The 23,372-nt window shown below is 67.4% G+C and carries 27 protein-coding genes; 15 read left to right on the top strand and 12 right to left on the bottom strand.

The window, feature by feature from the left end; genetic code table 11:
* Nucleotide 1: 1 nt before the first annotated feature.
* Nucleotides 2-1,879 carry a tetratricopeptide repeat protein gene (locus Q9R14_RS01010; protein ID WP_306003156.1) on the bottom strand — a complete coding sequence of 626 codons (1,878 nt, stop codon included), beginning with the start codon at nucleotides 1,877-1,879 and terminating at the stop codon, nucleotides 2-4.
* A gap of 64 nt (nucleotides 1,880-1,943) precedes the next feature.
* Nucleotides 1,944-3,599 (bottom strand): electron transfer flavoprotein-ubiquinone oxidoreductase, encoded by a 1,656-nt coding sequence (locus Q9R14_RS01005; RefSeq protein WP_306004102.1) that lies wholly within the window; start codon nucleotides 3,597-3,599, stop codon nucleotides 1,944-1,946.
* Between the two features lie 195 nt (nucleotides 3,600-3,794).
* On the opposite strand from Q9R14_RS01005, the gene Q9R14_RS01000 reads away from it, so the two are divergent.
* Both Q9R14_RS01000 and Q9R14_RS00995 read left to right on the top strand, forming a co-directional pair.
* Entirely contained in the window at nucleotides 3,795-4,607 is an 813-nt protein-coding gene (locus Q9R14_RS01000) for a uracil-DNA glycosylase (protein WP_306003155.1), read from the top strand.
* Nucleotides 4,608-4,691: 84 nt separating this feature from the next.
* Nucleotides 4,692-6,377: a lytic transglycosylase domain-containing protein gene (locus Q9R14_RS00995; RefSeq protein WP_242077136.1), complete on the top strand. Its 1,686-nt coding sequence runs from the start codon at nucleotides 4,692-4,694 to the stop codon at nucleotides 6,375-6,377.
* A gap of 4 nt (nucleotides 6,378-6,381) precedes the next feature.
* Here Q9R14_RS00995 and Q9R14_RS00990 read toward each other — a convergent pair whose 3' ends face one another.
* The 3 genes from Q9R14_RS00990 to Q9R14_RS00980 are packed head-to-tail and all read right to left on the bottom strand — an operon-like array spanning nucleotide 6,382 to nucleotide 7,560.
* Nucleotides 6,382-6,519 (bottom strand): hypothetical protein, encoded by a 138-nt coding sequence (locus Q9R14_RS00990; RefSeq protein ID WP_306003154.1) that lies wholly within the window; start codon nucleotides 6,517-6,519, stop codon nucleotides 6,382-6,384.
* A 29-nt stretch (nucleotides 6,520-6,548) separates the two neighbouring features.
* Nucleotides 6,549-7,217: a glutathione S-transferase family protein gene (locus Q9R14_RS00985; protein ID WP_306003153.1), complete on the bottom strand. Its 669-nt coding sequence runs from the start codon at nucleotides 7,215-7,217 to the stop codon at nucleotides 6,549-6,551.
* 22 nt (nucleotides 7,218-7,239) lie between these two features.
* Nucleotides 7,240-7,560, bottom strand: coding sequence for a multidrug efflux SMR transporter (locus Q9R14_RS00980; protein WP_306003152.1), 321 nt, complete (start codon nucleotides 7,558-7,560; stop codon nucleotides 7,240-7,242).
* Nucleotides 7,561-7,722: 162 nt separating this feature from the next.
* Between Q9R14_RS00980 and purB the strand changes: the two genes are divergently transcribed.
* The 3 genes from purB (at nucleotide 7,723) to Q9R14_RS00965 (ending at nucleotide 10,302) form a co-directional block, all read left to right on the top strand.
* Nucleotides 7,723-9,024, top strand: a complete 1,302-nt coding sequence (gene purB, locus Q9R14_RS00975; protein WP_306003151.1) for an adenylosuccinate lyase — start codon at nucleotides 7,723-7,725, stop codon at nucleotides 9,022-9,024.
* Entirely contained in the window at nucleotides 9,021-9,521 is a 501-nt protein-coding gene (locus tag Q9R14_RS00970) for a DNA-deoxyinosine glycosylase (RefSeq protein WP_306003150.1), read from the top strand. Before purB ends, Q9R14_RS00970 begins: the two co-directional genes overlap by 4 nt.
* Before the next feature lie 148 nt (nucleotides 9,522-9,669).
* Nucleotides 9,670-10,302: a fasciclin domain-containing protein gene (locus Q9R14_RS00965; protein ID WP_055752966.1), complete on the top strand. Its 633-nt coding sequence runs from the start codon at nucleotides 9,670-9,672 to the stop codon at nucleotides 10,300-10,302.
* Nucleotides 10,303-10,487: 185 nt separating this feature from the next.
* On the opposite strand, the gene Q9R14_RS00960 is transcribed toward Q9R14_RS00965, so the two are convergent.
* Nucleotides 10,488-10,811, bottom strand: a complete 324-nt coding sequence (locus Q9R14_RS00960; RefSeq protein ID WP_039244540.1) for a DUF1476 domain-containing protein — start codon at nucleotides 10,809-10,811, stop codon at nucleotides 10,488-10,490.
* A gap of 289 nt (nucleotides 10,812-11,100) precedes the next feature.
* On the opposite strand from Q9R14_RS00960, the gene purC reads away from it, so the two are divergent.
* From purC to purQ, 5 genes are all read left to right on the top strand, one after another.
* Nucleotides 11,101-11,859, top strand: coding sequence for a phosphoribosylaminoimidazolesuccinocarboxamide synthase (gene purC / locus Q9R14_RS00955; RefSeq protein ID WP_039244425.1), 759 nt, complete (start codon nucleotides 11,101-11,103; stop codon nucleotides 11,857-11,859).
* On the top strand, nucleotides 11,859-12,095 hold the full coding sequence (gene purS, locus Q9R14_RS00950) for a phosphoribosylformylglycinamidine synthase subunit PurS (protein ID WP_306003149.1): 237 nt from the start codon (nucleotides 11,859-11,861) through the stop codon (nucleotides 12,093-12,095). The genes purC and purS overlap by 1 nt, the downstream gene beginning before the upstream one ends.
* Before the next feature lie 96 nt (nucleotides 12,096-12,191).
* Nucleotides 12,192-12,671, top strand: coding sequence for a YbhB/YbcL family Raf kinase inhibitor-like protein (locus Q9R14_RS00945; protein WP_306003148.1), 480 nt, complete (start codon nucleotides 12,192-12,194; stop codon nucleotides 12,669-12,671).
* A gap of 60 nt (nucleotides 12,672-12,731) precedes the next feature.
* Nucleotides 12,732-13,934 carry an MFS transporter gene (locus Q9R14_RS00940; protein ID WP_306003147.1) on the top strand — a complete coding sequence of 401 codons (1,203 nt, stop codon included), beginning with the start codon at nucleotides 12,732-12,734 and terminating at the stop codon, nucleotides 13,932-13,934.
* Nucleotides 13,935-13,967: 33 nt separating this feature from the next.
* Nucleotides 13,968-14,630: a phosphoribosylformylglycinamidine synthase subunit PurQ gene (purQ, locus tag Q9R14_RS00935; protein ID WP_017504766.1), complete on the top strand. Its 663-nt coding sequence runs from the start codon at nucleotides 13,968-13,970 to the stop codon at nucleotides 14,628-14,630.
* On the opposite strand, the gene Q9R14_RS00930 is transcribed toward purQ, so the two are convergent.
* Both Q9R14_RS00930 and Q9R14_RS00925 read right to left on the bottom strand, forming a co-directional pair.
* On the bottom strand, nucleotides 14,631-14,855 hold the full coding sequence (locus Q9R14_RS00930; RefSeq protein ID WP_306003146.1) for a hypothetical protein: 225 nt from the start codon (nucleotides 14,853-14,855) through the stop codon (nucleotides 14,631-14,633). It lies immediately after the preceding gene.
* A gap of 56 nt (nucleotides 14,856-14,911) precedes the next feature.
* Nucleotides 14,912-15,331, bottom strand: coding sequence for a hypothetical protein (locus Q9R14_RS00925; RefSeq protein WP_306003145.1), 420 nt, complete (start codon nucleotides 15,329-15,331; stop codon nucleotides 14,912-14,914).
* 75 nt (nucleotides 15,332-15,406) lie between these two features.
* Between Q9R14_RS00925 and Q9R14_RS00920 the strand changes: the two genes are divergently transcribed.
* The gene (locus Q9R14_RS00920; RefSeq protein ID WP_306003144.1) at nucleotides 15,407-16,204 is read left to right on the top strand and encodes a hypothetical protein; all 798 of its coding nucleotides are present in this window, start codon (nucleotides 15,407-15,409) and stop codon (nucleotides 16,202-16,204) included.
* Nucleotides 16,205-16,207: 3 nt separating this feature from the next.
* On the opposite strand, the gene Q9R14_RS00915 is transcribed toward Q9R14_RS00920, so the two are convergent.
* Nucleotides 16,208-16,453: a Tat pathway signal protein gene (locus Q9R14_RS00915; RefSeq protein ID WP_184279288.1), complete on the bottom strand. Its 246-nt coding sequence runs from the start codon at nucleotides 16,451-16,453 to the stop codon at nucleotides 16,208-16,210.
* The gene (locus Q9R14_RS00910) at nucleotides 16,450-16,590 is read right to left on the bottom strand and encodes a hypothetical protein (protein WP_153922446.1); all 141 of its coding nucleotides are present in this window, start codon (nucleotides 16,588-16,590) and stop codon (nucleotides 16,450-16,452) included. The genes Q9R14_RS00915 and Q9R14_RS00910 overlap by 4 nt, the downstream gene beginning before the upstream one ends.
* 110 nt (nucleotides 16,591-16,700) lie before the next feature.
* On the opposite strand from Q9R14_RS00910, the gene purL reads away from it, so the two are divergent.
* The 4 genes from purL (at nucleotide 16,701) to Q9R14_RS00890 (ending at nucleotide 21,952) form a co-directional block, all read left to right on the top strand.
* Nucleotides 16,701-18,917 (top strand): phosphoribosylformylglycinamidine synthase subunit PurL, encoded by a 2,217-nt coding sequence (gene purL, locus Q9R14_RS00905; protein WP_306003143.1) that lies wholly within the window; start codon nucleotides 16,701-16,703, stop codon nucleotides 18,915-18,917.
* Nucleotides 18,914-19,354, top strand: a complete 441-nt coding sequence (locus Q9R14_RS00900) for a DUF305 domain-containing protein (RefSeq protein ID WP_306003142.1) — start codon at nucleotides 18,914-18,916, stop codon at nucleotides 19,352-19,354. The genes purL and Q9R14_RS00900 overlap by 4 nt, the downstream gene beginning before the upstream one ends.
* A gap of 48 nt (nucleotides 19,355-19,402) precedes the next feature.
* A complete protein-coding gene (locus Q9R14_RS00895) occupies nucleotides 19,403-20,788 on the top strand; it encodes a cytochrome P450 (RefSeq protein WP_306003141.1) in 1,386 nt (461 codons plus the stop codon).
* A 72-nt stretch (nucleotides 20,789-20,860) separates the two neighbouring features.
* The gene (locus tag Q9R14_RS00890; protein WP_306003140.1) at nucleotides 20,861-21,952 is read left to right on the top strand and encodes a glycosyltransferase family 4 protein; all 1,092 of its coding nucleotides are present in this window, start codon (nucleotides 20,861-20,863) and stop codon (nucleotides 21,950-21,952) included.
* On the opposite strand, the gene Q9R14_RS00885 is transcribed toward Q9R14_RS00890, so the two are convergent.
* Entirely contained in the window at nucleotides 21,931-22,752 is an 822-nt protein-coding gene (locus tag Q9R14_RS00885) for a TIGR00282 family metallophosphoesterase (RefSeq protein ID WP_055752952.1), read from the bottom strand. The two genes, Q9R14_RS00890 and Q9R14_RS00885, sit on opposite strands and share 22 nt — an antisense overlap.
* Before the next feature lie 10 nt (nucleotides 22,753-22,762).
* Entirely contained in the window at nucleotides 22,763-23,311 is a 549-nt protein-coding gene (locus Q9R14_RS00880; protein WP_306003139.1) for a 5-formyltetrahydrofolate cyclo-ligase, read from the bottom strand.
* Nucleotides 23,312-23,372 lie beyond the last annotated feature (61 nt).

Here is a 23,372-nt window from a genome sequence, read left to right as displayed (position 1 = left end):
CCTATTGCGTGACGCCCTGAGCGCTCGGCGCGCTGTCCAGCCCATTGGCGATCTTGCGTTCGACCTCGGCCCGACGTTCGGGTTCGGGCTCCAGCACCAGGACGCGGTTCCACAGCCAGACGGCTTCGCGTTGACGGCCGACCTTCCAATAGGCGTCGCCGAGGTGATCATTGATCTCGGCGTTGGACGGCTCCTTGTCGACGGCCTCTTCCAGCGTGTTGACGGCGGTCTCGTACTGGCCCTGTTTGAACTGCGCCCAGCCCAGCGAATCCTGGATGTTGCCGTTGTCGGGCTCCAGCGCATGGGCGCGGGCGATCATCTCGGCGCCTTCCTGAACTCGCAGCCCCTTATCGACCCACAGATAGCCGAGGTAGTTCAGCATGTCGGCGTCGTTCGGCGCGGTCTGAAGCGCGGCCCACAGTTCGGCCTCGGCCTCGGGAACACGACCCAGCGCCTCATAGGCGGCGCCGCGCAGGAAGTGGACGCTGGCGCCCTGATCGGCGGTGTTCAGAAGCGGCCCATCCAGCAGGGCGAGCGCTTCTTCATGCTGCTTCAGTTGCATCAGCTGACCCGCCAAGACCAAGGCGATCTGCCGATCGTCGGGGCTGGCGGCCGCAGCGCGGCGCAGTTCGTTGAGCGCGTCCTGCGACTGGCCGTCTTCTTCCAGCGCGACGGCCAACTGGGCGCGGGCGGCGGCATAGAGTTTTGGATCGGCGTTTCCGACCCGTGACAGGGCGTTGCGGGCGGCGGACTTCAGACCGGCGCGCGAGAGGACCTGGGCCAGCTGATATTCCGTCTCGTCATCGTCGTGCAGGTTCTGGGCGAGGCGCAGATAGACGGCGGCGAACTCATTGCCGCGCTCGGCCGAGGCCTGGGCGGCGGCGGTGATCAGTCCCTGGGCGGCGCCTTCGCGGAAGTCGGGCAAGGCGGGCGGGCGGACGCCGTCCTTCAGACGTTGCAGCGCGCGGGCCACGCCCGGATCGACGGGTTGCACCGCCATGGCGGCTTCATACAGGGCGACGGCGTCGTCGCGGCGTCCGCGCCGTTCCAGAAACTCGCCATAGGGGCGTTTGAACAGGGCGCCGACGCCGGCGACTTCGGACGCGGCCTTCAGCTCGACCTCGGCCTCGGCATAGTCGCGGCGCTTCTCGAGCAGGGCGGCGCGATTGATGCGGGCGAAGGCCAGGGTCAGGGGATCTCCGTCGGTCGGGACCGGCTGAAGCGCCCGGGTCCAGTCGCCGGCTGCGGCGGCGATCCACGGCGCAACCAGTAGACCGGCGCGGGCGTGCGGGGCGCCGATGGGCTGACGAGCCAGTTCGGCGTTCGGCGTCCTGGCGTCGCCGCGCACGAAATCCTGAACCAGACGCACCAGCCGTCCGCCCTCGACGAACGCGGGAGACGCCGTCGCATCGGTCGGGGCCAGGGCGGCCGCCACGTCCAGATCGCCGGTCAGCAGGGCGGAGGTGAAGGCCTGTTCGCGGACGCGTGGCTGTTCCGGCGTCAGTCGTTCAGCCTGGGCCAGATAGTCCGAGCCGGTCGCCCCCTCGCCCTGCATCAGGGCCAGCTTGCCTGCCAGATACAGGCCATAGGCGCTGCGGCCCTCGGCGTTCGTCGGGATCGGCGCCCAGACGGCCGGGATCGCCGGCGTCGCGGGCGTATCGGTGATGATGATGTGAGGATCGGGCGCGGCCTCGGTCGGCGCCTGACCTGGTGTGGCCTGGCCCGGCGCCGTCTGGCCCGGCTCCAGGATGACGGCCGGCGGATGGGTGTCCGGCGTCGGGGCGGGCGGGGTCGTTTCCTGAGCCGAGGCGTGGCCGGCAAGCGCCACGGCGAGGACGGTCAGGGAGGCGGCGAACAGACGAGAACGGGAGGCGATCATGCCCGGACCCTTCACGCTTTTGCAGCGGCGGGCAAGGGCGGAACACCGCCCCTGCCCCGTTCCGTCACATGTTCGGATAGTTGGGACCGCCGCCGCCCTCGGGCGTGGTCCAGACGATGTTCTGCGACGGATCCTTGATGTCGCAGGTTTTGCAGTGGACGCAGTTCTGGGCGTTGATGACGAAGCGCGGATCGGCCTTGGCCGCCTCGTCGCCATAGACGACCTCGTACACGCCCGCCGGGCAGTAGAGCCGCGCCGGCTCGCCGTATTTGGGCAGGTTGACCCGGATCGGGATCGACGGATCCAGCAGCTTCAGGTGGGCCGGCTGGTCCTCGGCATGGTTGGTATTGGAGATGAACACCGACGACAGCTTGTCGAACGACAGCTTGCCGTCCGGCTTGGGATAGGCGATCGCCTTGTGGTCGGCGGCCAGGCCGGTCGAGGCGGCGTCGGTCTTTTCGTGCTTCAGCGTCGGGATCGGCGACAGACCGCCCAAAAGAGTGCGGCACCACATGTCGAACATGCCCAGCGCCCCGCCCAGCGTCGTGCCGAACTTAGACAGCAGGGGCTTGGCGTTGCGGACGACCGACAGCTCCTTATAGACCCAGCTCTTTTCGAAGGCGGTCTGGTATTCGACCAGTTCGTCGCCCGCGCGCCCGGCCTGAACAGCGTCGTAAGCGGCGTCGGCGGCCAGCATGCCGGTCTTCATCGCATTATGGCTGCCCTTGATGCGGGGCACGTTCACGAAGCCGGCCGAACAGCCGATCAGCGCGCCGCCGGGGAAGCTCAGCTTCGGGATCGACTGCAGGCCGCCTTCGGTGATGGCGCGCGCGCCGTAGGAGATGCGTGTCCCGCCCTCCAGGTGCTGGGCGATCTCGGGGTGGTGCTTGAAGCGCTGGAACTCGTCGAACGGCGACAGGAACGGGTTCTTGTAGTTCAGGTGAACCACATAGCCGACGGCGACGTAGCGATCGCCGAAGTGATACAGGAAGCTGCCGCCGCCGGTGTGTTCGTCCAGCGGCCAGCCGGTGGTGTGCTGGGCAAGGCCGGGCTGGTGCTTGTTGGCCGGGACCTGCCACAGCTCTTTCAGGCCGATGCCGTATTTCTGGGGCGACTTGCCGTCCTGAAGCTTGTGCTTGGCGATGATGGTCTTGGCCAGGGAGCCGCGCACGCCCTCGGCGATGAAGACGTACTTGCCGTGCAGTTCGATGCCGGGCTGGAAGTCGCCGGTCGGCTTGCCCTCGCGGTCGATGCCGAAGACGCCGGCGACGACGCCCTTCACCTGACCCGTCTCTTCTTCCCAGACGACGTGGCTGGCGGCCATGCCGGGATAGACCTCGACACCCAGAGCCTCCGCCTGCTCGCCCAGCCAGCGCGTCACGTTGCCGAGCGAGGCGATGTAGCAGCCGTGATTGTGCATGAAGGGCGGCATCAGCGGCATCGGCAGCGACGCCGACCCTTGCGGCCCCAACAGCAGGAACTTGTCCTTGGTGACCGGCGTCTCCAGCGGCGCGCCGCGTTCCTTCCAGTCGGGGAACAGCTCGTTCAGCGCCTTGGGATCGATGACCGCGCCCGACAGGATATGACCGCCGACCTCGGCCGCCTTTTCCAGAACGGCGACGGTGATCTCCTTGCCGTCCTTTTCCGCACGTTGCTTCAGGCGGATGGCCGCCGACAGGCCGGCCGGGCCGCCGCCGACGATCACGACGTCATATTCCATGATCTCGCGCTCGACGCCGTTCAGCGCCTCCAGCGGCGGCAGATTGTCGATGATGGCTTCCTGACGGGCGTTCTCCGCGCCGCCTTCGATGGCGTCTTCGGCCATGGTTTCCCCTGAATCCCGGTTATCTGTGTGGTTATGCCGCTTATCGGAAGGTGACGCGAGGGCGGTCAAGGCTTATCGGTGGTTCGAGACATGAACGCGCAACCCCATGACATCGCTGCAGTCGAAAGCCTGCTCGCCTTCTGGCGGGATGCGGGGGTCGACGCCTGCTATGGCGATGCGCCCGTCGATCACACCCACATCGCCCCACCGCCAGCCGTCAAGGCGGTGCAGAGGGCGACGGCCTCGGTCGTCATGCCCCTGGCCGGCGTCAACGCCGATGACGCCCTCGCCGAGGCGAGGCGGCTGGCCGCCGGCGCCGCGACGCTTCAGGATCTGGCGGCGGCGGTCGCAGCGTTCGAGGGCTGTCCGCTGCGCGGCATGGGCGCGACGCAATCGGTGTTCGGACGCGGCAACCCCAACGCCTCGGTCCTGATTATCGGCGAAGGGCCCGGCGGGGATGAGGACCGGGCAGGCCAGCCCTTCGTCGGCAAGGCCGGGCAGCTGCTGGGCCGGATGCTGGCGGCGGCGGGCCTGACCGACAAGGTCTTCATCACCAACACGGTCTTCTGGCGCCCCCCCGGCAACCGCACCCCCAGCCCGCAGGAACAGGCGGTGTGCGCGCCCTTCGTCGAGCGCGCATTCGCCCTGCTGAAGCCCAGGGCCGTGCTGCTGCTGGGCGCAGCCTCGGCCAAGTCGGTGCTCGGCGCCGAGGAAGGCATCATGAAACTGCGCGGCGTCTGGAAGGAATGGCGCCTGCTGGAGGGGGCGGTGTCGGCGCCCGTCATGCCGACCCTGCATCCCGCCTTTTTGCTGCGTCAGCCGCAAGCCAAGCGGCAGGTGTGGGCTGATCTGCTTTCGCTGGCCGTTCGCCTTGAAACGGACTCGGTTGAAGAACAAGGCTAATCGCGGCATGTTCGCATGCTGACGACCGATCGCCATACACGCGCCTGTATCTTACGCGCGTCGCCAACGAGGGGGCCGCCGCTTATGTTTCTGTTCCGCCGCGCGATCCTCGCGTCGACGCTTGTCCTTGCGTTCTGCGCCGCCACGACGGCCGCGACCGCCGAGACGCCCTACGGATCAACCGCCGAGGCCGGAGCCGGTTCCGGGCGCCCCACCGCGCTGAGTTCGGCCGACAGAATCTCCTACACCACCGCCTTCGACGCCCTGCGACGCGGCGACATCGAGACGGCCCGCACGGCGGCCCGTCAGGCGCAGGACCGCGTGCTGCTGGGTCAGGTCGAGTTCGAAAGCCTGTTCCATCCCGATCATGTCGCCACCTACGAAGAGCTGACGGCCTGGCTTGAGACCTATTCGGATCTGCCGTGCGCGGACCGCGTTTATACGCTGGCGCTGCGTCGTCGCCCCGACGGCGCGCCCGAGCCGGTACGCCCTGGCGGCGTGCTGGGCCGCACCTGGAACAGCCTAGTCAGCGCCGTGTCCGGCGACGGCGGCGTCATCGATCCGGCCAAGGCGGCGCGCGTCGCCTACAACAACGACGACCTGACCGGGGCGTCGGCCCTGGGGCGCCAGATCGGCGATTGGTGGACGGTCGGCTTGGCGGAATGGCGTCTGGGCCAGTTCCACGAATCCTTCGCCGCCTTCGAACGCGTCGCCAACGATCCGACCGAGGATGCCTGGGTGCGCGCCGGCGCCGCCTTCTGGACCGCGCGCGCCGCCGCCCAGTCGGGGCGTCAGGACCGCGTCACCGACTATCTGCGTCTGTCGGCCCAGTGGCCGGCCACCTTCTATGGCCAGATCGCCCTGCGTCAGCTCGGAGAAGAGCCGACGATCGAGAACATGGGCCCTCGCCCCTATGAGGCCGAGCCCCGCCTGCGTCGCGCCGCCTATGTGCCCCAGAGCGCCGCCGTCGAACCGACCGCCCTGGAAGCCTTCGTTCAGGCCGACGCCCGCGCCAAACGCACCGTCGCCTTCTATGAGGTCGGGCGCAACGCCGATGCCGAGACGGAACTGCGGTCCGGGCTGCGCACCGCCGTCGGCGATGCGGCCAAGATGTGGACGGCCCTGGCGCGCGCCATCCTGCCGGTCAACAACGGCGACGCCACGCGCATCGACGCGACGCGCTACCCCATCCCAGACCTAACGCCCGAAGGCGGATTCGTCATTGAGCGGGCGCTGGTCTACGCCCTGGCGCGCAAGGAAACCGACTTCAATCCCAACGCCCGCTCCAGCGTCGGCGCCTATGGGCTGATGCAGGTCATGCCGACGACGGCAGCCGAGATGACCGGCGATCGCACCTTCGTCTCGGACCCGACCAAGCTGCTGGTTCCGGCGGTCAACATGCGTCTGGGCCAGGCCTACATCAACAAGATGCTGGCCCTGCCGGCCTTCCAAGGCGATCTGTTGCGGGCCGTGGCCTCCTACAACGCCGGTCCCGGACCGATGCTGGCGGCCGTCAGGAAACTGGGCGCGGACGCCGATCCCCTGCTGCTGATCGAGACGATCGACGTGCCCCAGGCGCGCGACTACGTCGAAAAGGTCATGGCCAGCTACTGGATCTATCAGCGGCTGTTCGGCGGACCGCTGAAGACGCTGGACGCCGTGGCGTCGGGCGCGCGCGCCGTGCCGATGGCGCTGGATTACGTCGCCCCGCCGCCGCAGGCCGAGCCGGTCCTGATCGCCGAAACGACGCCCATCGCCGGGGCGCGCTGACCTCTTAGAAGATCGCAAATAGCAGGCTGGCCCAAAACGCCGCCCCGACCAGGGCCGCAAGCCCATAGGCCATAACCGGATTGAGGCCGCGCGCAGCGGCTTGGGTCGAAGGGCTGGGCAGGATCGGGCGCGTCATCCCCATCGAAATAACAGCGTCCGCTTAACGCTGCGTCAGCCGGGATGGTTGTCGTGCGTTAAGCCCAGCGCGTCCGCTTCCCACTCAAGAAAATGCGGATGAGCCAGCAAGGTCTCGGCATAGGCCCGGGCCGTGCCGTCGTCTCCGTGCGCTGAGAGGTCCAACTGGAAATGGCGGATGCGGGCGGCGACCGGCGTGAAGAAGGCGTCCGGCACGGACCAGTCGCCGAACAGATAGGGGCCGCCCGCGCCGAACCGCTCACGGAGGCTCCGCCACAGTTCGACGATCCGGCGCAAATCCTTGGCCAGTCCCGGATGATCCGGCGCGGGCGCGCGACTGGGGCCGACCATCCAGTGATCCGGGCCGGTCGAACAGGCCGTGCGCAAGGCGGTGAAGCCGCCATGCATCTCGCACGCCGCCGAACGCGCCAGCCAGCGCGCATGGGCGTCCGAAGGCCAGAGGCGGGCTTGCGGATAGCGTTCGGCCGCCCAGACGGCGATGGCCATCGAATCCCAGATCACCTCGCCCTCGACCTTCAGCACCGGGACGAGGCCGGACGGCGAATGCTCGCGGATGCGCTGATCGGTGTCGGGCTGGTTCAGCGGCACGACGATCTCATCGAAGACCGCGCCGCAATGTTTCAGCACCAGCCACGGCCGCAGCGACCACGTCGAATAGGCCTTGTCGCCGATCACCAGTTCCATCACGCGTCTCCTGTCGCCGCCATCAATGGCTCGCCGCCACCTTCAGCACAACCAGGCCCGATGCGACCAGGGCGACGCCCGCGATCCTTAGCGGCGTCAGCGGCTCGCCCAGAAAGACCGCACCCACCACAAAGGCGCCGACTGCGCCGATGCCGGTCCAGATGGCGTAGGCCGTGCCCAGAGGCAGGGTCTTCATCGCCAGCGACAGCAGACCGAAAGAGCCGATCATGAATACGATCATGCCCACCGTCGGCCAAGGTCGCGTGAAGCCGGCCGACGCCTTCATCAGAAACGCCCAGACGACTTCGAGCAGGCCGGCGAAAAGAAGGAATACCCAGGCCATGACATTCTCCCTGCATGGCGTCGGGTCGTCCCGGCGTTGGTCCCATGTGGGGGAGGTCGTCCTCCTGAAAGCGCGCTGAATCTGGGACAACGACCGGCAAAGTCAATCGCGCCGTCCCGCAAACCTTGACTCCGCGCCCCCCACGACCGACACGACCCGCCCATGATCACGCGCTACTCCCGCCCCGTCGCCGCCGCCATCTGGTCCCAGGAAACCAAGTACAAGATCTGGTTCGAGATCGAGGCCCACGCCGCCACGAAGATGGCCGAACTGGGCGTGATCCCCAAGGAATCGGCCGACGCCATCTGGGCCAAGGGCAAGGATGCGACCTTCGACGCCGACCGCATCGACGAGATCGAGCGCACCACCAAACACGACGTCATCGCCTTCCTGACGCACGTCGCCGAGATCGTCGGCGAGGAAGCGCGTTTTCTGCACCAGGGCATGACTTCCTCGGACGTGCTGGACACCTGTTTCGCGGTTCAGCTGGCGCGCTCTTCGGACCTGCTTATCGAGGGCGTCGACCGGGTTCTGGCCGCGCTGGAAACCCGCGCCAAGGAGCATAAATACACCCCGACCGTGGGCCGTTCGCACGGCATCCACGCCGAGCCGGTGACCTTCGGCCTGAAGCTGGCCGGCTATCACGCCGAGTTCCAACGCGCCAAACGCCGCCTGATCACCGCCAAGGAAGAGATCGCCACCTGCGCCATTTCGGGCGCCGTCGGCACCTTCGCCAATGTCGACCCGGCCGTCGAACAGTATGTCGCCGACCAGATGGGCCTGACCGTCGAACCCGTCTCGACCCAGGTCATCCCGCGCGACCGTCACGCCGCCTTCTTTGCCGCCCTGGGCGTCGTCGCCAGCTCGGTCGAACGCCTCGCCGTCGAGATCCGCCACCTGCAACGCACCGAAGTCCTCGAGGCCGAGGAGTTCTTCGACAAGGGTCAAAAGGGCTCGTCGGCCATGCCGCACAAGCGCAACCCGATCCTGACCGAGAACCTGACCGGCCTGGCCCGTCTGGTACGCTCGGCCGTGACGCCCGCGATGGAAAACGTCGCCCTGTGGCATGAGCGGGACATCAGCCACTCCTCGGTCGAGCGCGGCATCGGCCCGGACGCCACCATCCACCTCGACTTCGCCCTGCACCGTCTGGCCAATGTGGTCGAGCGGCTGAACGTCTATCCCGAGAACATGCAGAAGAACATCGACCGCCTGGGCGGTCTGGTTCACTCGCAGCGGGTCATGCTGGCCCTGACCCAGGCCGGCGTGTCGCGCGAAGACGCCTATGCCGCCGTTCAGGAGAACGCCATGAAGGTCTGGCGCGGCGAAGGCGCCTTCCTGGATTTCCTGAAGGCCGACGGCCGCGTCACCCTGCCCGCCGACCAGCTCGAGGCCCTGTTCGACCTGGGCTACCACACCAAGAACGTGGACGTGGTGTTCAAGCGGGTGTTCGGAGACGCGTGACCGACGTCCGACGCATCGGCTTAGCACCCGTCGTCGATACGGAAACCCGGTTGTTGATCCTAGGCAGCTTGCCCGGCGACGCCTCGCTGAAGGCGGCGCAGTACTACGCCCATCCGCGCAACGCCTTTTGGCCCCTGATCGGCGGTGTGTTGGGCGAGGACCTTCTAGCCCTCCGCTATGAGCAGCGGCTGGATCGTTTGAAGGCGCGCGGCGTGGGACTGTGGGATGTGATTGCTTCGGCGGAGCGGTCGGGCAGTCTCGATGCGGCGATCCGCTCGCCGGAGGCAGCCGATCTGCGCGGACTGATCGGCGGCTTGCCCCGGCTGAGGGCGGTCGCCTTCAACGGAAAGCTGGCGGCCAAGCTGGGACGGCGCATTATCGGCGACGTCGCAGGGGTTCGCCTTGTCGACCTGCCTTCATCCAGCCCAGCTCATGCGATTCCACTGGCAGGCAAGGCGAACATCTGGAATTCGTTGACTGATCTGATTGAACGATAGGTTTCTTGCTGCAAAGCAGCATAGAATTGCGAGTGAAAACTCAATGGCGAAGCTGCGATATCTTGTCGCGCGGAATGCATCCATTGTGCGGTGTCACGCGTAACGTTCCCGTTACCGCCTTGAGAGCGGCCCAAAGGGAACGAAACACATGACCAAACTTCGCAATCTTATGCTCGTCGCTGTCTCCGGCGGCGCGCTGATGGCGCTCGGCGCCTGCGGCAACAACGAGCCGGCCGCCACGACGCCGGCGGAATCGACCGCCATGGCCCCGGCCGACGGCGCCGCCATGGCCCCCGCGACTGACCCGATGGTGGGCGGCGCGGCCATGAGCCCGAACGAAACGATCGTCGCCAACGCTTCCAAGGCTTCCAACCTGACGACCCTGGTCGCCGCCGTGAAGGCCGCCGGCCTGGTCGACACCCTGCAAGGCGCGGGTCCGTTCACCGTCTTCGCCCCTGACAACGCCGCCTTCGAGAAGATCCCCGAGGCGACGCGCACCAGCCTGATGCAGCCGGCGATGAAGGCTGATCTGACCAAGATCCTGACCTACCACGTGGTCGCCGGTCGTCTGACGGCCGCCGATATCGCCGCCCAGGCCGAGGCCAACGGCGGCACCGCCACGCTGAAGACGGTTCAGGGCGAAGAACTGAAGGTTTCGGCCGGCCCGAACAACACCTGGGTCATCACCGACGCCAAAGGCGGCAAGTCCACGATCACGCAGGCCGACGTGGGCCAATCGAACGGCGTCGTCCACGTCGTCGACACGGTTCTGATGCCGTAAAAAATATTTGGTTTCGGGCGGCGATGCCTGAAACCAAATCTCGGCCCTGGTGTTCTTCAGGGGCGCGAGACGCACAGTACGCCGGGTGAGACATCCCCCCAACGTCCCCGGCAAGAAGAAAGGGCCGCACTTTCCCCCGGGTGCGGCCCTTTCGAATTCTCAGATCGGTCCAAAGACCGAGGCGATTACTCGCCGGCGCGGATCTGCTCGCGGGCGATCGAGGCCAGCTCGTCGATCTTGGAGCGAATCTCGCCCTCCGAAACCGACAGGCCCGAGGCCTTGAAGTCGCCGGCGACCTTGCGGAACACGTCCTCGTCGCCCGGCTGCTCGAAATCGGCGCGCACCACGGCGGCGGCGTACTGGTCCGCGCTTTCGCTCGACAGGCCCATCTTTTCCGCAGCCCAAAGGCCCAGCATCCGGTTGCGCCGGGCGATGGCCTTGAACTCCTGCTCCTGATCGAGGGCGTATTTGGCTTCGAAGGCCTTTTCCCGATCGTCGAAGGTCGTCATTTCGCTCAGCAAAGCTCCGTCCACCCCGCTAACGTCGGGGCAAGCGCCGTCTATAGACCGACCGCCCGCGAACGCAACCTGACTTCCGTCGCATGGACATCCTGTCCCCAATCATTGCGCCGCCGGCCATCCTCATTTGTATCGAGGGCCGCCTTCGGCTAAGGAGACCCCGAACGAGATTGACTGCCCGAACGATTCCGAAACGCGCCGCCAGGACCGGGTCTTCCCCCTCCACTTATGGCCGCGCGATTTTTGTTTCTGGAGGGCGCCCGTAAGCCGGGACCGGACCATGAACAGCAAGCGCAAGAAGATCTACGAAGGCAAGGCCAAGATCCTGTACGAAGGACCCGAGCCCGGCACCCTGATCCAGTATTTCAAGGACGACGCCACCGCCTTCAATGCGCAGAAGAAGGCCGTCCTCGAAGGCAAGGGCGTGGTGAACAACCAGATCAGCGAGTTCATCATGTCGCGCCTGAACGGCATCGGCGTGACCAACCACTTCATCAAGCGTCTGAACCTGCGCGAACAGCTGATCCGCGAAGTCGAGATCATTCCGCTGGAAGTCGTGTGCCGCAACATCGTCGCCGGCTCGATGAGCCAGCGCCTGGGCATCGAGGAAGGCACGCCGCTGCCCCGCTCGATCATCGAATTCTACTACAAGAAGGACGAGCTCAACGACCCGATGGTCACCGAAGAGCACATCACCGCCTTCAACTGGGCCTCGACCCAGGAGCTGGACGACATGCTGGCGATGACGGTGCGGGTGAACGACTATCTGTCGGGCCTGTTCAGCGCCGTCGGCATCACTTTGGTGGACTTCAAGATCGAGTTCGGCCGTGTGTGGGAAAACGACTTCAGCCGCGTCCTGCTGGCCGACGAGATCAGCCCCGACAGCTGCCGCCTGTGGGACGCCTCGACCGGCGAGAAGCTGGACAAGGACCGTTTCCGCCGCGACCTGGGCAATGTCATTGAAAGCTATACCGAAGTCGCGCGTCGCCTGGGCATCATGAAGGGCATGCCGACGGTGATCCAGGGAGGACTTCACTGATGGCTAAGGTGAAAGTTCACGTCTTCCTCAAGCCCGGCGTGCTGGACGTTCAGGGCAAGGCCGTCGAAGGCGCCCTGCAGGGTCTGGGTTGGTCGGGCGTCTCCAACGCCCGCGTCGGCAAGCTGATCGAATTCGACCTCGCCGGCGCCGAAGACCCGCAAAGCGAAGCCAAGAAGATGTGCGAGCAGTTGCTCGCCAATACGGTGATCGAAAGCTTCCGCATCGAGACGGCGTAAAGTCTGCCGTCTCCTCTCCCATGTCGCGGGAAGGAGACGGTTGCATCCTTCGGCATCGACGCCAGTTTAGCAGACGGCTTGATTGACGGAGCGCCCATGACCTTCACCCTTACCTCCACCGATATCCACGACGGCGGCGTGCTGCCGGACGCCCAGGTTCACGCCAAGGGCAACATCTCGCCGCAGCTCTCCTGGTCCGGCGCGCCGGAGGGGACCAAGAGTTATGCGATCACCTGCTATGATCCCGATGCGCCGACCGGCTCGGGCTTCTGGCATTGGACAGTGGCCAATATTCCCGCGGATGTGACTGAACTGCCGGCCGGCGCCGGCTCGCCCGGCGGACATCTGCCCCACAGCGCCATCCAGGGCCGCACCGACTACGGTCAGCCCGGTTTTGGCGGCGCCGCCCCGCCACCCGGCCATGGTCCGCACCGCTACATCTTCACCGTCTTCGCCGTGGATGTTGAGAGCCTGGACGTCACGGCCGACAACTCCGGCGCCGTGTTCGGCTTCAACCTGCATTTCCACACCCTGGCCAAGGCGTCGATCACGGCGACCTACGAAAACAAAGCGTGATCGGCGCCGGGCGGCGTCGCCCTTGTGGCGTCATGAACGCTGATTAGTTTGCAGCGCAACATGACCGACGCCGCCCTCGACACTCCCCTTCCCGCCCGCTCGCGCGGGGCGGTCGCCCTCGTGCTGATCGCCCTGGCCATGGGCGGGTTCGCCATCGGCGTGACCGAGTTCGCGGCCATGAGCATCCTGCCGGACTTCGCCGCCGGGCTCGGCGTCGATGCGCCGACCGCCGGCCACGTCATCAGCGCCTACGCCGCCGGCGTCGTGGTCGGCGCGCCGATCCTCGCGGTCCTGGGCGCGCGCTACCCACGCTGGCTGCTGCTGATCTCCTTCATGGCCCTGTTCGCCATCGGCAATGTGGCCAGCGCCCTGGCCCCGACCTATCACTGGATGCTGGTCTTCCGCTTCCTCAGCGGCCTGCCGCATGGGGCCTATTTCGGCGTGGCGGCCCTGGTCGCGGCCTCGATCGTGCCGCTGCATTTTCGCACGCGCGCGGTTTCGACCATCCTGATGGGGCTGACGGTCGGGACCGTTCTGGGCGTGCCTGTCGTCAACATCATCAGCCATGCCCACGGCTGGCGCTGGACCTTCGCCATCGTCGGCGTGCTGGCGGTTCTCACCATGGCCCTGGTCGCTCTGTTCGCACCGCGCGATCCGGCCCACCCCGACGCCAGTCCCTGGCGCGAGCTGGGCGCCCTGAAGCGCAGCCAGGTCTGGCTGACGCTAGGCGTCGGCGCCATCGGCTTTGGCGGCATGTTCGCAGTCTACGCCTATCTGGCCTCGACGCTTGAGGCGGTGACGGGCGCCAGCCCCGGCGTGCTGCCTTGGGTCTTCGCCGTGTTCGGCGTCGGCATGTTCCTGGGCAATATCCTGGGGGCCTGGGCGGCGGATCATCTGGGGTTCAAGGCGGCGGGCGGCCTGTTGCTGTGGAGCGCGGCGGCGTTGGCCCTCTATCCGCTGGCGGCGTCTCACCTGTGGGCCGTGATGGTCGTGGTCTTCCTGATCGGCGGCGGAGGCGGCCTGGGTTCGATCCTGCAGACGCGGCTGATGGATGTCGCCGGCGACGCCCAGACCCTGGCGGCGGCGCTCAACCATTCGGCGTTCAACACGGCCAACGCCATCGGCCCGCTCTTGGGCGGGATGGCGATTGCGGCCGGCTATGGCTGGGCCTCGACCGGCTGGGTCGGCATGGGCCTGTCGCTGGGCGGCTTCGTCATCTTCGTGATCGCCTGGCTGACCGGTCAGGCGCGCACGACGGCCTGACAAGGCGAAAGAAGCCTGCTAAAGGCCCGCGCCATGAGCGCAGCCGTCATCGTCTTCCCCGGTTCCAACTGTGATCGCGACTGCAAGGTCGCCGTCGAACGCTCCACCGGCGAGCCGGTCTCGATGGTGTGGCACGCCGAGACCGAACTGCCTCAAGGCCTGGACCTGATCGTCATCCCCGGCGGCTTCTCTTACGGCGACTATCTGCGTTGCGGCGCCATGGCGGCCCAGTCGCCGGTGATGCAGGCGGTCAAGAAGGCTGCGGACGACGGCGTCGCCGTGGTCGGCATCTGCAACGGCTTCCAGATCCTGTGCGAGGCCGGAATGCTGCCCGGCGCCCTGCTGCGCAACAAGGGTCTGAAATACGTCTGCAAGCCCATCGCCCTGACCGTCGCCAACGGCCAGACCCGCTTCACCGCCGGCTATCAGGGCCAGCGCGAAGTGACGATGACCCAGGGCAACGGCGACGGAAACTTCTTCGCCGACGCCGAAACCCTGGCCCGGATCGAGGGCGAGGGTCAGGTCGTCTTCCGCTACGTCGACAACCCCAACGGCTCGGTCAACGATATCGCCGGCATCCAGAACGCGCGCGGCAATGTCCTCGGCATGATGCCCCACCCGGACCGTGCCTTCGAAGCCGAACTGGGCTCCGCCGACGGCGCGACCCTGTTCCAGAGCATCTACGCCGCCGCTTGATCAGTCGGCGTCGTCGACGCCCTGAACGGCCAGGCTTTCGTCCAGTTCGTCAGCTTCGGTCGATACGCCGTCTTCAGAACCTTCGTCCTCGTCCGGCGTAACCACGCCGCCCGGTTCGCGCTGGGCGGCCAGTTCGCGGGCGCCGACGCCAAGGCCCTGTTCGATGGCGCGGTTGGCGGCGACTTCGTCTTCGAGCGAGGGCTGGGTGTTTTCGGTATCGGCCATGATGAGCTCCTGCGTGTGGATTGCTTCTGACAACCACGCGATCGGGCCGATTGTTCCTAACGGCCGAAAAACGGCTCCAGACTGGAGCGCGACAGCGGGCGGAAGATCAGGAACCGACCGTCCACCGTCACCGTGACCTCATGCGCCTGAGGTCGCTGCAGCAGGACGGGGTCGTCCAGCGACACGGCGCGGCCTGAGGCGATATCGCGCGCATCCAGCGCCGGCGTTGTCGGCCGTCGGTTTTCGTTGGCGAGCGCCGAAAGGAAACCCCGCACCTCATTGGCCTGCTGCTGGGGCGTCAGGGCCGCGCGAACGCGTGACCAGGCAGTCTGGATTGAGGTCGGCAGAGGCGCTCCGCGTGTCTGGGCGGACGCCTGGCCCGCGACCACGACGATCGCGATCAACAGAGCCGGCAGGGAGGCTTTCAGCTTCATACCGGGCAGGATGAAGCCGCCGGCGGCCAATGCAAGCTTCACTTTTCTGCCGCTCGCGGTGAACCTTCTGGCGTGGCGAGGCGTAAAGGCGGGAACACGCGTCGCACTGGAAATCGAATGTCCTCCATAATCCGTCCCACGCCCCGCCAACGCACCCGTCGTCTGGTCGTTCTGGCCGCCGCCCTGTTCGCCATCGTCGTGCCCCTGGTGCAGAACCTGGCGGGCCTGGGCCTGAACCAGGCCGAGTTCGCCGCAGACGGCAACAGCACCCTGCGCGTTGCGGGCTACGCCTTCTCGATCTGGGGCCTGATCTATATCGGCATTCTGGCCTATGCCATCCGTCAGGCCCTGCCGCAGACGGGCGAAAGCCCGCTGCTGGGCCGAATGGGTCTGCCGTCCGCCGTCGCCTTCTTCGGCATCGGATTCTGGATCATCGTGGCGGCCCTGAACCTGAAGGCCGCCAGCGTGGGCGTGATTTTCGCCTCGCTTATCGCGCTGTTGCTGCCGATGCTGGCCGTATCCGGCCACATCCGCGCGCTGCGGATGTTCGATCGCGAGCGCATCCTGCTGGTCTGGCCGCTGGCGGCCTTGGCGGGCTGGCTGACGGTGGCTGCGCCGCTGAACCTGATCACGACGGCGACCGCGTTCAACGCTCTTCCCGCCGCCCTGACGCCTGACCTGTGGGCCATCGTCGCCATCGTCGCCGTCACGGTCGTCGCCCTAGCGGTGACGGCGGTGCTGCGCACCCTCGCCTATCCGCTGCCGACGGCCTGGGGTCTTCTGGGCGCGTTCGTCGCCGAACAGGCGGACAAGCCGACCGTCGCCTTCACGGCCCTGGCCGGCGCGATCGTCCTGCTGATCGGCGGCCTGCTGCTGACCTTCCGCCTGCGACCGGGCGTCGAACGCGCTCGCTAAGCCTCAGGGTTTGTCGGTGACCGCGTCGTCCTGAGGCGCATGGTCGTCGGCGCCCACGTCGAAGGCGCCGGTTTCGTCGAAGCCGACGCTGCCGACCCCGACGGCCGAACCGGTCAGCCGCTGACGACGGCTGGCCAGCGCGGCTTCAGGCGCTGCGGCGTCCATCTCCGCAGTGGTTTCAGGATCATTTGAACGATCCATCTGCTGGCCCGAGGCCGGGACGATGCGGTCGGTGTGCGGTTTGCTCACGCCTCGTCCTCCTCGGCGTCATCGGCCTGTTTCTGAGCCCGCTCGGCCAAGGCGGAGGCGCCGGCGTCGTCGGCGGCGATCTCGGGCAGGTCGTCATCTTCGGGGGTGGCGGCGGGGTCGATGGGCGTGTCGGTCATGGCGGCTCCTTTGGCTGTCGCCGGGATCAACCACCTGCGATGGACGATGTTCCCCGATGTTGCGCCGCGCGGGCTGACATTCGGCCCATCTGCGGCTAGAAGCGCCGCCCATGAGCGCTCCGCAAAAGACCATGGCTGAATTGGCCGCCGAATACGGCCTGGCCCCCAATGAATATCAGGTCGTCCTCGACCGGCTGGGGCGCGAGCCCAACCATGTCGAGCTGGGCGTCTTCTCGGTCATGTGGTCCGAGCACTGCTCCTACAAGTCGTCCAAGATTCACCTGGGCAAGTTCCCCACGACCGGCGAGCGCGTCATCTGCGGGCCGGGCGAGAACGCCGGGGTGATCGACATCGACGACGGCGACGCCTGCATCTTCAAGATGGAAAGCCACAACCACCCGTCCTACATCGAACCCTACCAAGGTGCGGCGACGGGCGTGGGCGGCATCATGCGCGACGTCTTCACCATGGGCGCCCGCCCGGTGGCCCTGCTGAACGCCCTGCGCTTCGGCGATCCGTCGCACGAGAAGACCAAGCGACTGGTCAAGGGCGTGGTCTCCGGCATCGGCGGCTATGGCAACTGCGTCGGCGTGCCCACGGTCGCGGGCGAGACCAACTTCCACAAGGGCTACAACGGCAATATCCTGGTCAACGCCATGTGCGTCGGCCTGGCCCGCGCCGACGAAATCTATTATTCGGCCGCGCCGGAGGCGGGCCATGACGTGGTCTATTTCGGCTCCAAGACCGGCCGCGACGGCATCCACGGCGCCACCATGTCCTCGACCGAGTTCGACGACGAGTCGGAGGCCAAACGCCCCACGGTTCAGGTCGGCGACCCCTTCGCCGAAAAGCTGCTGATCGAGGCGACGCTGGAGCTGATGGCGTCCGGCGCCGTCGCCGCCATTCAGGACATGGGCGCGGCGGGCCTGACCTCCTCCTCCGTCGAAATGGCGGGCAAGGGCGGCGTCGGCATCGAACTGAACCTCGACAAGGTGCCCCAGCGCGAAACCGGCATGACGGCCTATGAGATGATGCTGTCGGAAAGCCAGGAGCGGATGCTGGCGGTGCTGAAGCCCGGCTATGAGGACGTCGGCTATCGCATCTTCCAGAAGTGGGGCCTGGACTTCGCTATCATCGGCGTGACCACCGACACCGGCCATCTGGTGCTGAAGCATCACGGCGAGACCGTCTGCGACGTGCCGCTGGCGCCCCTGTTCGACGACGCGCCCCTGTATGACCGCCCGTGGGTCCAGCCGGCGCTTCAGCCCAAGCTGAACCACTCGGACATTCCTGCGCCCGAAAACTGGGCTGATGCGGTGATGAAGGTCGTCGCCTGCCCCGACATGGCCTCCAAGCGCTGGATCTGGGAACAGTACGACCGCCACGTCATGGCCGACACGCTGCAGGACTCCTCGACCGGCGCCGACGCCGGCGTGGTGCGCGTGCATGGCACGGACAAGGGTCTGGCCGTCACCTCGGACTGCACCCCCCGCTACGTCCAGAACGACCCCTATGAGGGCGGCAAACAGGCGGTGGCCGAGGCCTGGCGCAACCTGACGGCCGTGGGCTCGCGTCCGATCGCCATCACGGACAATCTGAACTTCGGCAACCCGCAGCGGCCCGAGATCATGGGCCAGATCGTGCGCGCCATCGACGGGATGGCCGAGGCCTGCCGCGAACTGGTGTTCCCGGTCGTGAGCGGAAACGTGTCGCTCTATAACGAGACCAACGGCGTCGCCATTCCGCCGACCCCGACCGTGGGCGCCGTCGGCCTGCTGCCCAACTACGACGTGGTGACCGGATTCTCGACCATGGCCGAGGGTGACGCGCTGGTCCTGATCGGCCAGACCCAGGGTGAACTGGGCGCCTCCATCTATCTGCGCGAGGTCCTGGGCCGTGAGGACGGCGCTCCGCCGCCCGTCGATCTGAAGCTGGAAAAGAAGACCGGCGATTTCGTGCGCGACCGGATCGAGGCCGGTGAACTGACCGTGGTTCACGACCTGTCGGACGGCGGCCTGATCGGCGCTGCGGCCGATCTGGTGCTAGCTTCCGACGTCGGCGTGACCCTGGACGCCTCCAGCGCGGCCCACGCCCACATCTTCCTGTTCGCCGAGGACCAGGCCCGTTACCTGGTCGCCGTGCCGGACGCCGACGCCCTCATCGCCAAGGCGCGCGAGGCGGGTCTGCACGCTTCGGTCGTCGGCCATGCGGGCGGCGCCGCCTTCGCCTCCAAGGGCGACAAGGGCGAACTGTTCAGCATCCCCGTCGCCCACCTGCGCGAATGGCACGAAGGCTGGATGCCGGGTTGGCTGGGCGACGCCGCATGATCCGCGTCCTGGTGCCGCTCGCGCTGCTAGGCTTGCTGAGCGCCTGCGACGGCGGCGGCGATCCGGTGGAGCAGGCGCTGCGCGACACCTCGGCCGCCCATCAGGCCGCGGCGGCGCGCACGACCGAACAGATGCAGGCCGCCGGTCATGCCGGTCACGCCATGGGCGGCCCTACGCCCGGCGTCACCCCTGGAGATCGGGCCTTCGCCGCCTCCGAGGCCGAGATGCACCGGAAGATGGCCGCTGCCTCGGGTCAGACGATCGACCAGGCCTATGTCGCCAAGATGATCGCCCACCACGAAGGCGCCGTCGCCATGGCCAAGGTCGCCCTGCGCGACAGCCGCGACCCCGAAATCCGCCGCATGGCCCAGAGCGTCGTCGACACCCAGACGCGCGAGATCGCCGAGATGAAGGCCTGGGCGCCGACCGCGCAATAGTGCGCTGAAGGTCTTTCGAAGGCTGCACACAGCGCCTAACTGTTGCGCATGGCCGACGGAACGACACCCTTCCGCCCTGCGATACCGCCCCGGCGCGCGGGCAAGCCGCTGTCGCTGCTGCCCTTCCTGTGGATCAGCTGGCGCGATCCGATCCAGATGTGGTCCGAGCGGCATTTCACCGAGCCGCAACTGCATGGGTCCTCGGCCTTTGGCGAAATCCTGGTGGTCAGCCATCCCGAGGGGGTGCGTCATGTCCTGACCGAGAACGCCGCCAACTATGTGAAAGGCGATCTGCAACGTCGTGTGCTGGGGCCGATGCTGGCGGAAGGCCTGCTGCTGACCGAGGGCGAGGTCTGGCGTCGCGCCCGGCGCATCCTCGCGCCCCTGTTCACCCCCGCCAAGATGGCGACCCTGAACGCAAGGATGGCCGAGGTCTGTCACGCGCGTGTGGCTGCCTGGTCGCTGTCGGCGCGCGGGCGGGTGCTGGACATCGACAGCGAGATGTCGGGCCTGACCTTCGACATTCTGTCGGCGACCATGTTCTCGGACGAGCTTGGCGGCGAGGCCCGCGGGTTCGAGCAGGCGCTGAACCAGTTTCTGGCCAACGGCGCGCGCATCGATCCGCTTGACGTGCTGGGCGCACCGGACTGGGCCCCGCGCCTGGGCCGCCTGGCCAGCTTCCGCTCGGCCCGCTTCTTCGAGCAGCGCGTGACGAAGCTGGTCGAGGCCCGCCGCGCCAAGATCGAGAGCGGCGACGCGCCGCCCGACGACCTGCTCAGCGCGCTTCTGCTGGCCCGCGACGAACACGGCGGTCCGGGCCTGAGCGACGAAGAGGTCGCGGCCAACATCCTGACCTTCATCCTGGCGGGGCATGAGACGACGGCCCGCGCCCTGGGCTGGACCCTGCATCTGCTGTCGCGCCAGCCCGAGTATCTTGCCCGGCTCCAGGCCGAGGCCGACGCCTTCGACGTCTCCGATCCGAAATGGGCCGAGGCCCTGCCCTGGACCCGCGCCGTGCTGGAGGAGACGATGCGCCTGTTTCCGCCCGCCCCGACCATGGCCCGCAAGGCCCTGGCCGCCGACGAGATCGGCGGACAGACGATCAAGGCCGGCGCCACCGTCATCATCTCGCCGTGGATCCTCCAGCGCCACCAGCTGCTGTGGGACGACCCCGACGCCTTCCGGCCCGAACGTTTTCTTCCGGAGAACCGAAAGGCCATCGATCGCTACGCCTACATCCCCTTCAGCGCCGGACCCCGCGTCTGCATCGGCGCCGCCTTCGCCCTGCAGGAGGCGATGATCGCGCTCGCCGCCATCCTTCGCGTCGCCGATGTCGAGGCTCTGACGACGGTGGAACCTCGCCCAGTTCACCAGATCACCCTGCGCAGCCGCGAGCCGATGCGGTTGAGGCTGAGGGCGCGGCGCAAGGGCTGACCAAGCGGCGCCGTCGCCGTTCCGCCACGAACCGTCTATAGGTCGCGCTATCCTTTCCCTTGGAGGCGACCTTTGCGCACCGCCATCCTGCTCCCTCCGGGATGCCTGTTTTCCGAAGCCCAGCCGAACTCAATGGAGACGGTGGTGCGGACGATGGCGGGCGTCGATCAGGGCGGCGAGACTCGCATCTTCTGTTGTCAGGGCGCGGACGACGGCGTTTCGACGGCCGTGGACGCCCTGCCGGCGGGCCGCATCCGCATGCCCACCCTGATCGAGCGGCTGCGCGCCTTTCGACCCGATGTGATCGAACATCATCAGCAGGTGAAACAGGCGCTGGCCGTGCAGCAGGCCCTGCCCGAGACGCCCCACCTACTCTATCGTCACAACGCCTTGCGCCCGCCGCGCCACTCCATCGACCGATGGCGGTATCGGGCGCGTTATGAGCGGCTGGACGGCCTGGTCTTCGTCAGCTTGGCGGAGCGGGACGCCTTCGTGCGCACCTTCCCTGATCTGCACGACCGGGCGTTCGCGGTGCCCAACCCCATCGACGCCGGCGCCTGGCTGGCCTCGCCTGAGGATCGACAGCCGGTGATCGCCTTCGCCGGGCGCGCCATGCCGGAAAAGGGCGTCGATGTTCTGTGCGCCGCCCTGCCCGGTGTGCTGGACGCCCACCCCGACTGGCGCGCCGTGCTGATGCTGAACGACTGGGACGATCATGCGCGCTGGGCGGCCCGGCATGTCGCGCCGCTGGAAAACTACGGCGACCGGGTGGAGGTGCTGAAGTCCGCGCCGTTGGCGCAGGTCCGGCGTCGGATGCAGACAGCGGCCATCGCTCTGACGCCGTCTGTCTGGGACGAGCCGTTCGGCCTGACGGCGATCGAGGCCCACGCGGCAGGCGCAGCCCTGATCTCGTCCGGGCGCGGGGGCTTGCGCGAAGCCAGCGGGCCGCACGCCCTCTATGTCGATGCGGTGACCCCGAAGACATTGGCGGCGGCGATGGAACGGCTGATCACGGCGCCCGACGAACGATTGGCGCTGGCGCGATCCGCCCAGGCCTATGTGCTGGCGATCCATACGCCCGAGCGCCGCGCGGCCGAGCTGATGGCCGTGCGCCAGACCGTGATCGACCGACGCCCCGCGCGTCAGACGACCGGGATCGCCTGAGACAACCGCCCGCCGACGCGGATCGGCTCTACCCGCTTGGCCAGACCCGTCCGGTCGTCCGTCTCGACGAAGACCCCGCACACGGTCGCTGGCCCGGACGCCGGCATGTAACGACCGCCAGAAATCCGGGTGGTGAAGCGGCGAAGCGGCTCTTCCTTTTCGTTGCCGATCACGCTGTCGTAATCGCAGCAGCCCCCGGCATCGGTCTGATAGGCCGTGCCGCCCGGCAGGATCTGGCAGTCGGCGGTGGGCACATGGGTGTGGGTGCCGACGACCAAGCTGGCGCGCCCGTCGCAGAAATGGCCCATGGCCATCTTCTCGGACGTGACCTCGGCGTGCATGTCCACGATCACGGCGTCCGCCACCGCGCCCAGCGGCGCCGCCGCCAGCTCGCGTTCCACCGCCCCGAACGGATCGTCCATCGGGTCCATGTGCACCCGGCCCAGAACGTTCATGACCAGGACGGTGCGCCCCGAATGGGTCTCGAACAGATTGGCCCCGGCACCCGGCGCATCCATCAGGCGCGGATAGTTGGCCGGCCGGATCAGGCGCGGCTCACGCACGATATAGGTCAGTGCCTCACGCTGGTCCCAGCTGTGGTTGCCCAGCGTCAGGCAGTCGGCGCCCGCCATGAACAGCTCGCGCGCCGTGTTCTCGGTGATGCCGAAGCCGCCCGCGGCGTTCTCCGCATTCACGACCACGAAGTCGAGCTTCAGGTCCCGCTTCAGGCCCGGAAGATGATCGCTGATGCCGTCACGGCCGGACTTGCCGATGACGTCGCCGAAAAATGCCAGTCTCATGCAAAAAGTCTCATTCGAAAGCCGTATAGCCGGTCTCGGTCAGAACGCCATGCAGTCGAATGTCGTGAGGCTCCAACGCCAGCCGTTCGACCCTTTGGCCGGCATAGGCGAAACCGATGCGGATGGCGTCGGATCGGGCGGCGAAGGTCCGGTCATAATAGCCGCCGCCCTGCCCCAGACGCCCGCCCTGATTGTCGAAAGCCAGCAGCGGAGTCAGGATCAAGTCCGGCGTTATGACCTCGGCCAGCGGCAGAGGCGCGGGGCATCCGGCGGCGTCTATCTCCAGCGGCTCGCCGGGCGACCAGGCGCGAAACTCCATCGGGGCGTCGCGCTGGACCACGACCGGCAGGCACAGGCGGCGGCCCGCCGCCTCTAGCGTCCCAGCCAGGGCATCGGTGTCCAGCTCCGACCCCATGGCGCGATAGAGCGCGACGATCTGAGCGGCGGGAAGCGCATCGGCATGGTCCGCCGCCCGGCTGGCGGCCAGCGGATCGACCTGGGCCAGACGCTTGCGCAAGGCGCGGGCGGCCGATCGAAGTTCGTGCTTGTCCTGGATCATCGAACCGCCCCTACGAACGCGTGCTCATGCAGCGAGCCGCCGCGCGGCGAGCGATAGCACA

It is taken from the genome of Brevundimonas sp. C43, assembly GCF_030732185.1.
In the GTDB taxonomy this organism is placed as follows: domain Bacteria; phylum Pseudomonadota; class Alphaproteobacteria; order Caulobacterales; family Caulobacteraceae; genus Brevundimonas; species Brevundimonas diminuta_C.
The sequence above is the reverse complement of the archived record's forward strand: the minus strand, read 5'-3'. Positions and strand labels throughout refer to the sequence as shown.

Coding starts and splice junctions, on each gene's coding strand:
- Q9R14_RS01010 (WP_306003156.1), bottom strand. CDS start 1,879: ATGATCGCCTCCCGTTCTCGTCTGTTCGCCGCCTCCCTGACCGTCCTC.
- Q9R14_RS01005 (WP_306004102.1), bottom strand. CDS start 3,599: ATGGAATATGACGTCGTGATCGTCGGCGGCGGCCCGGCCGGCCTGTCG.
- Q9R14_RS01000 (WP_306003155.1), top strand. CDS start 3,795: ATGAACGCGCAACCCCATGACATCGCTGCAGTCGAAAGCCTGCTCGCC.
- Q9R14_RS00995 (WP_242077136.1), top strand. CDS start 4,692: ATGTTTCTGTTCCGCCGCGCGATCCTCGCGTCGACGCTTGTCCTTGCG.
- Q9R14_RS00990 (WP_306003154.1), bottom strand. CDS start 6,519: ATGGGGATGACGCGCCCGATCCTGCCCAGCCCTTCGACCCAAGCCGCT.
- Q9R14_RS00985 (WP_306003153.1), bottom strand. CDS start 7,217: ATGGAACTGGTGATCGGCGACAAGGCCTATTCGACGTGGTCGCTGCGG.
- Q9R14_RS00980 (WP_306003152.1), bottom strand. CDS start 7,560: ATGGCCTGGGTATTCCTTCTTTTCGCCGGCCTGCTCGAAGTCGTCTGG.
- purB (WP_306003151.1), top strand. CDS start 7,723: ATGATCACGCGCTACTCCCGCCCCGTCGCCGCCGCCATCTGGTCCCAG.
- Q9R14_RS00965 (WP_055752966.1), top strand. CDS start 9,670: ATGACCAAACTTCGCAATCTTATGCTCGTCGCTGTCTCCGGCGGCGCG.
- Q9R14_RS00960 (WP_039244540.1), bottom strand. CDS start 10,811: ATGACGACCTTCGACGATCGGGAAAAGGCCTTCGAAGCCAAATACGCC.
- purC (WP_039244425.1), top strand. CDS start 11,101: ATGAACAGCAAGCGCAAGAAGATCTACGAAGGCAAGGCCAAGATCCTG.
- purS (WP_306003149.1), top strand. CDS start 11,859: ATGGCTAAGGTGAAAGTTCACGTCTTCCTCAAGCCCGGCGTGCTGGAC.
- Q9R14_RS00945 (WP_306003148.1), top strand. CDS start 12,192: ATGACCTTCACCCTTACCTCCACCGATATCCACGACGGCGGCGTGCTG.
- Q9R14_RS00940 (WP_306003147.1), top strand. CDS start 12,732: ATGACCGACGCCGCCCTCGACACTCCCCTTCCCGCCCGCTCGCGCGGG.
- purQ (WP_017504766.1), top strand. CDS start 13,968: ATGAGCGCAGCCGTCATCGTCTTCCCCGGTTCCAACTGTGATCGCGAC.
- Q9R14_RS00930 (WP_306003146.1), bottom strand. CDS start 14,855: ATGGCCGATACCGAAAACACCCAGCCCTCGCTCGAAGACGAAGTCGCC.
- Q9R14_RS00920 (WP_306003144.1), top strand. CDS start 15,407: ATGTCCTCCATAATCCGTCCCACGCCCCGCCAACGCACCCGTCGTCTG.
- Q9R14_RS00910 (WP_153922446.1), bottom strand. CDS start 16,590: ATGACCGACACGCCCATCGACCCCGCCGCCACCCCCGAAGATGACGAC.
- purL (WP_306003143.1), top strand. CDS start 16,701: ATGAGCGCTCCGCAAAAGACCATGGCTGAATTGGCCGCCGAATACGGC.
- Q9R14_RS00900 (WP_306003142.1), top strand. CDS start 18,914: ATGATCCGCGTCCTGGTGCCGCTCGCGCTGCTAGGCTTGCTGAGCGCC.
- Q9R14_RS00895 (WP_306003141.1), top strand. CDS start 19,403: ATGGCCGACGGAACGACACCCTTCCGCCCTGCGATACCGCCCCGGCGC.
- Q9R14_RS00885 (WP_055752952.1), bottom strand. CDS start 22,752: ATGAGACTGGCATTTTTCGGCGACGTCATCGGCAAGTCCGGCCGTGAC.
- Q9R14_RS00880 (WP_306003139.1), bottom strand. CDS start 23,311: ATGATCCAGGACAAGCACGAACTTCGATCGGCCGCCCGCGCCTTGCGC.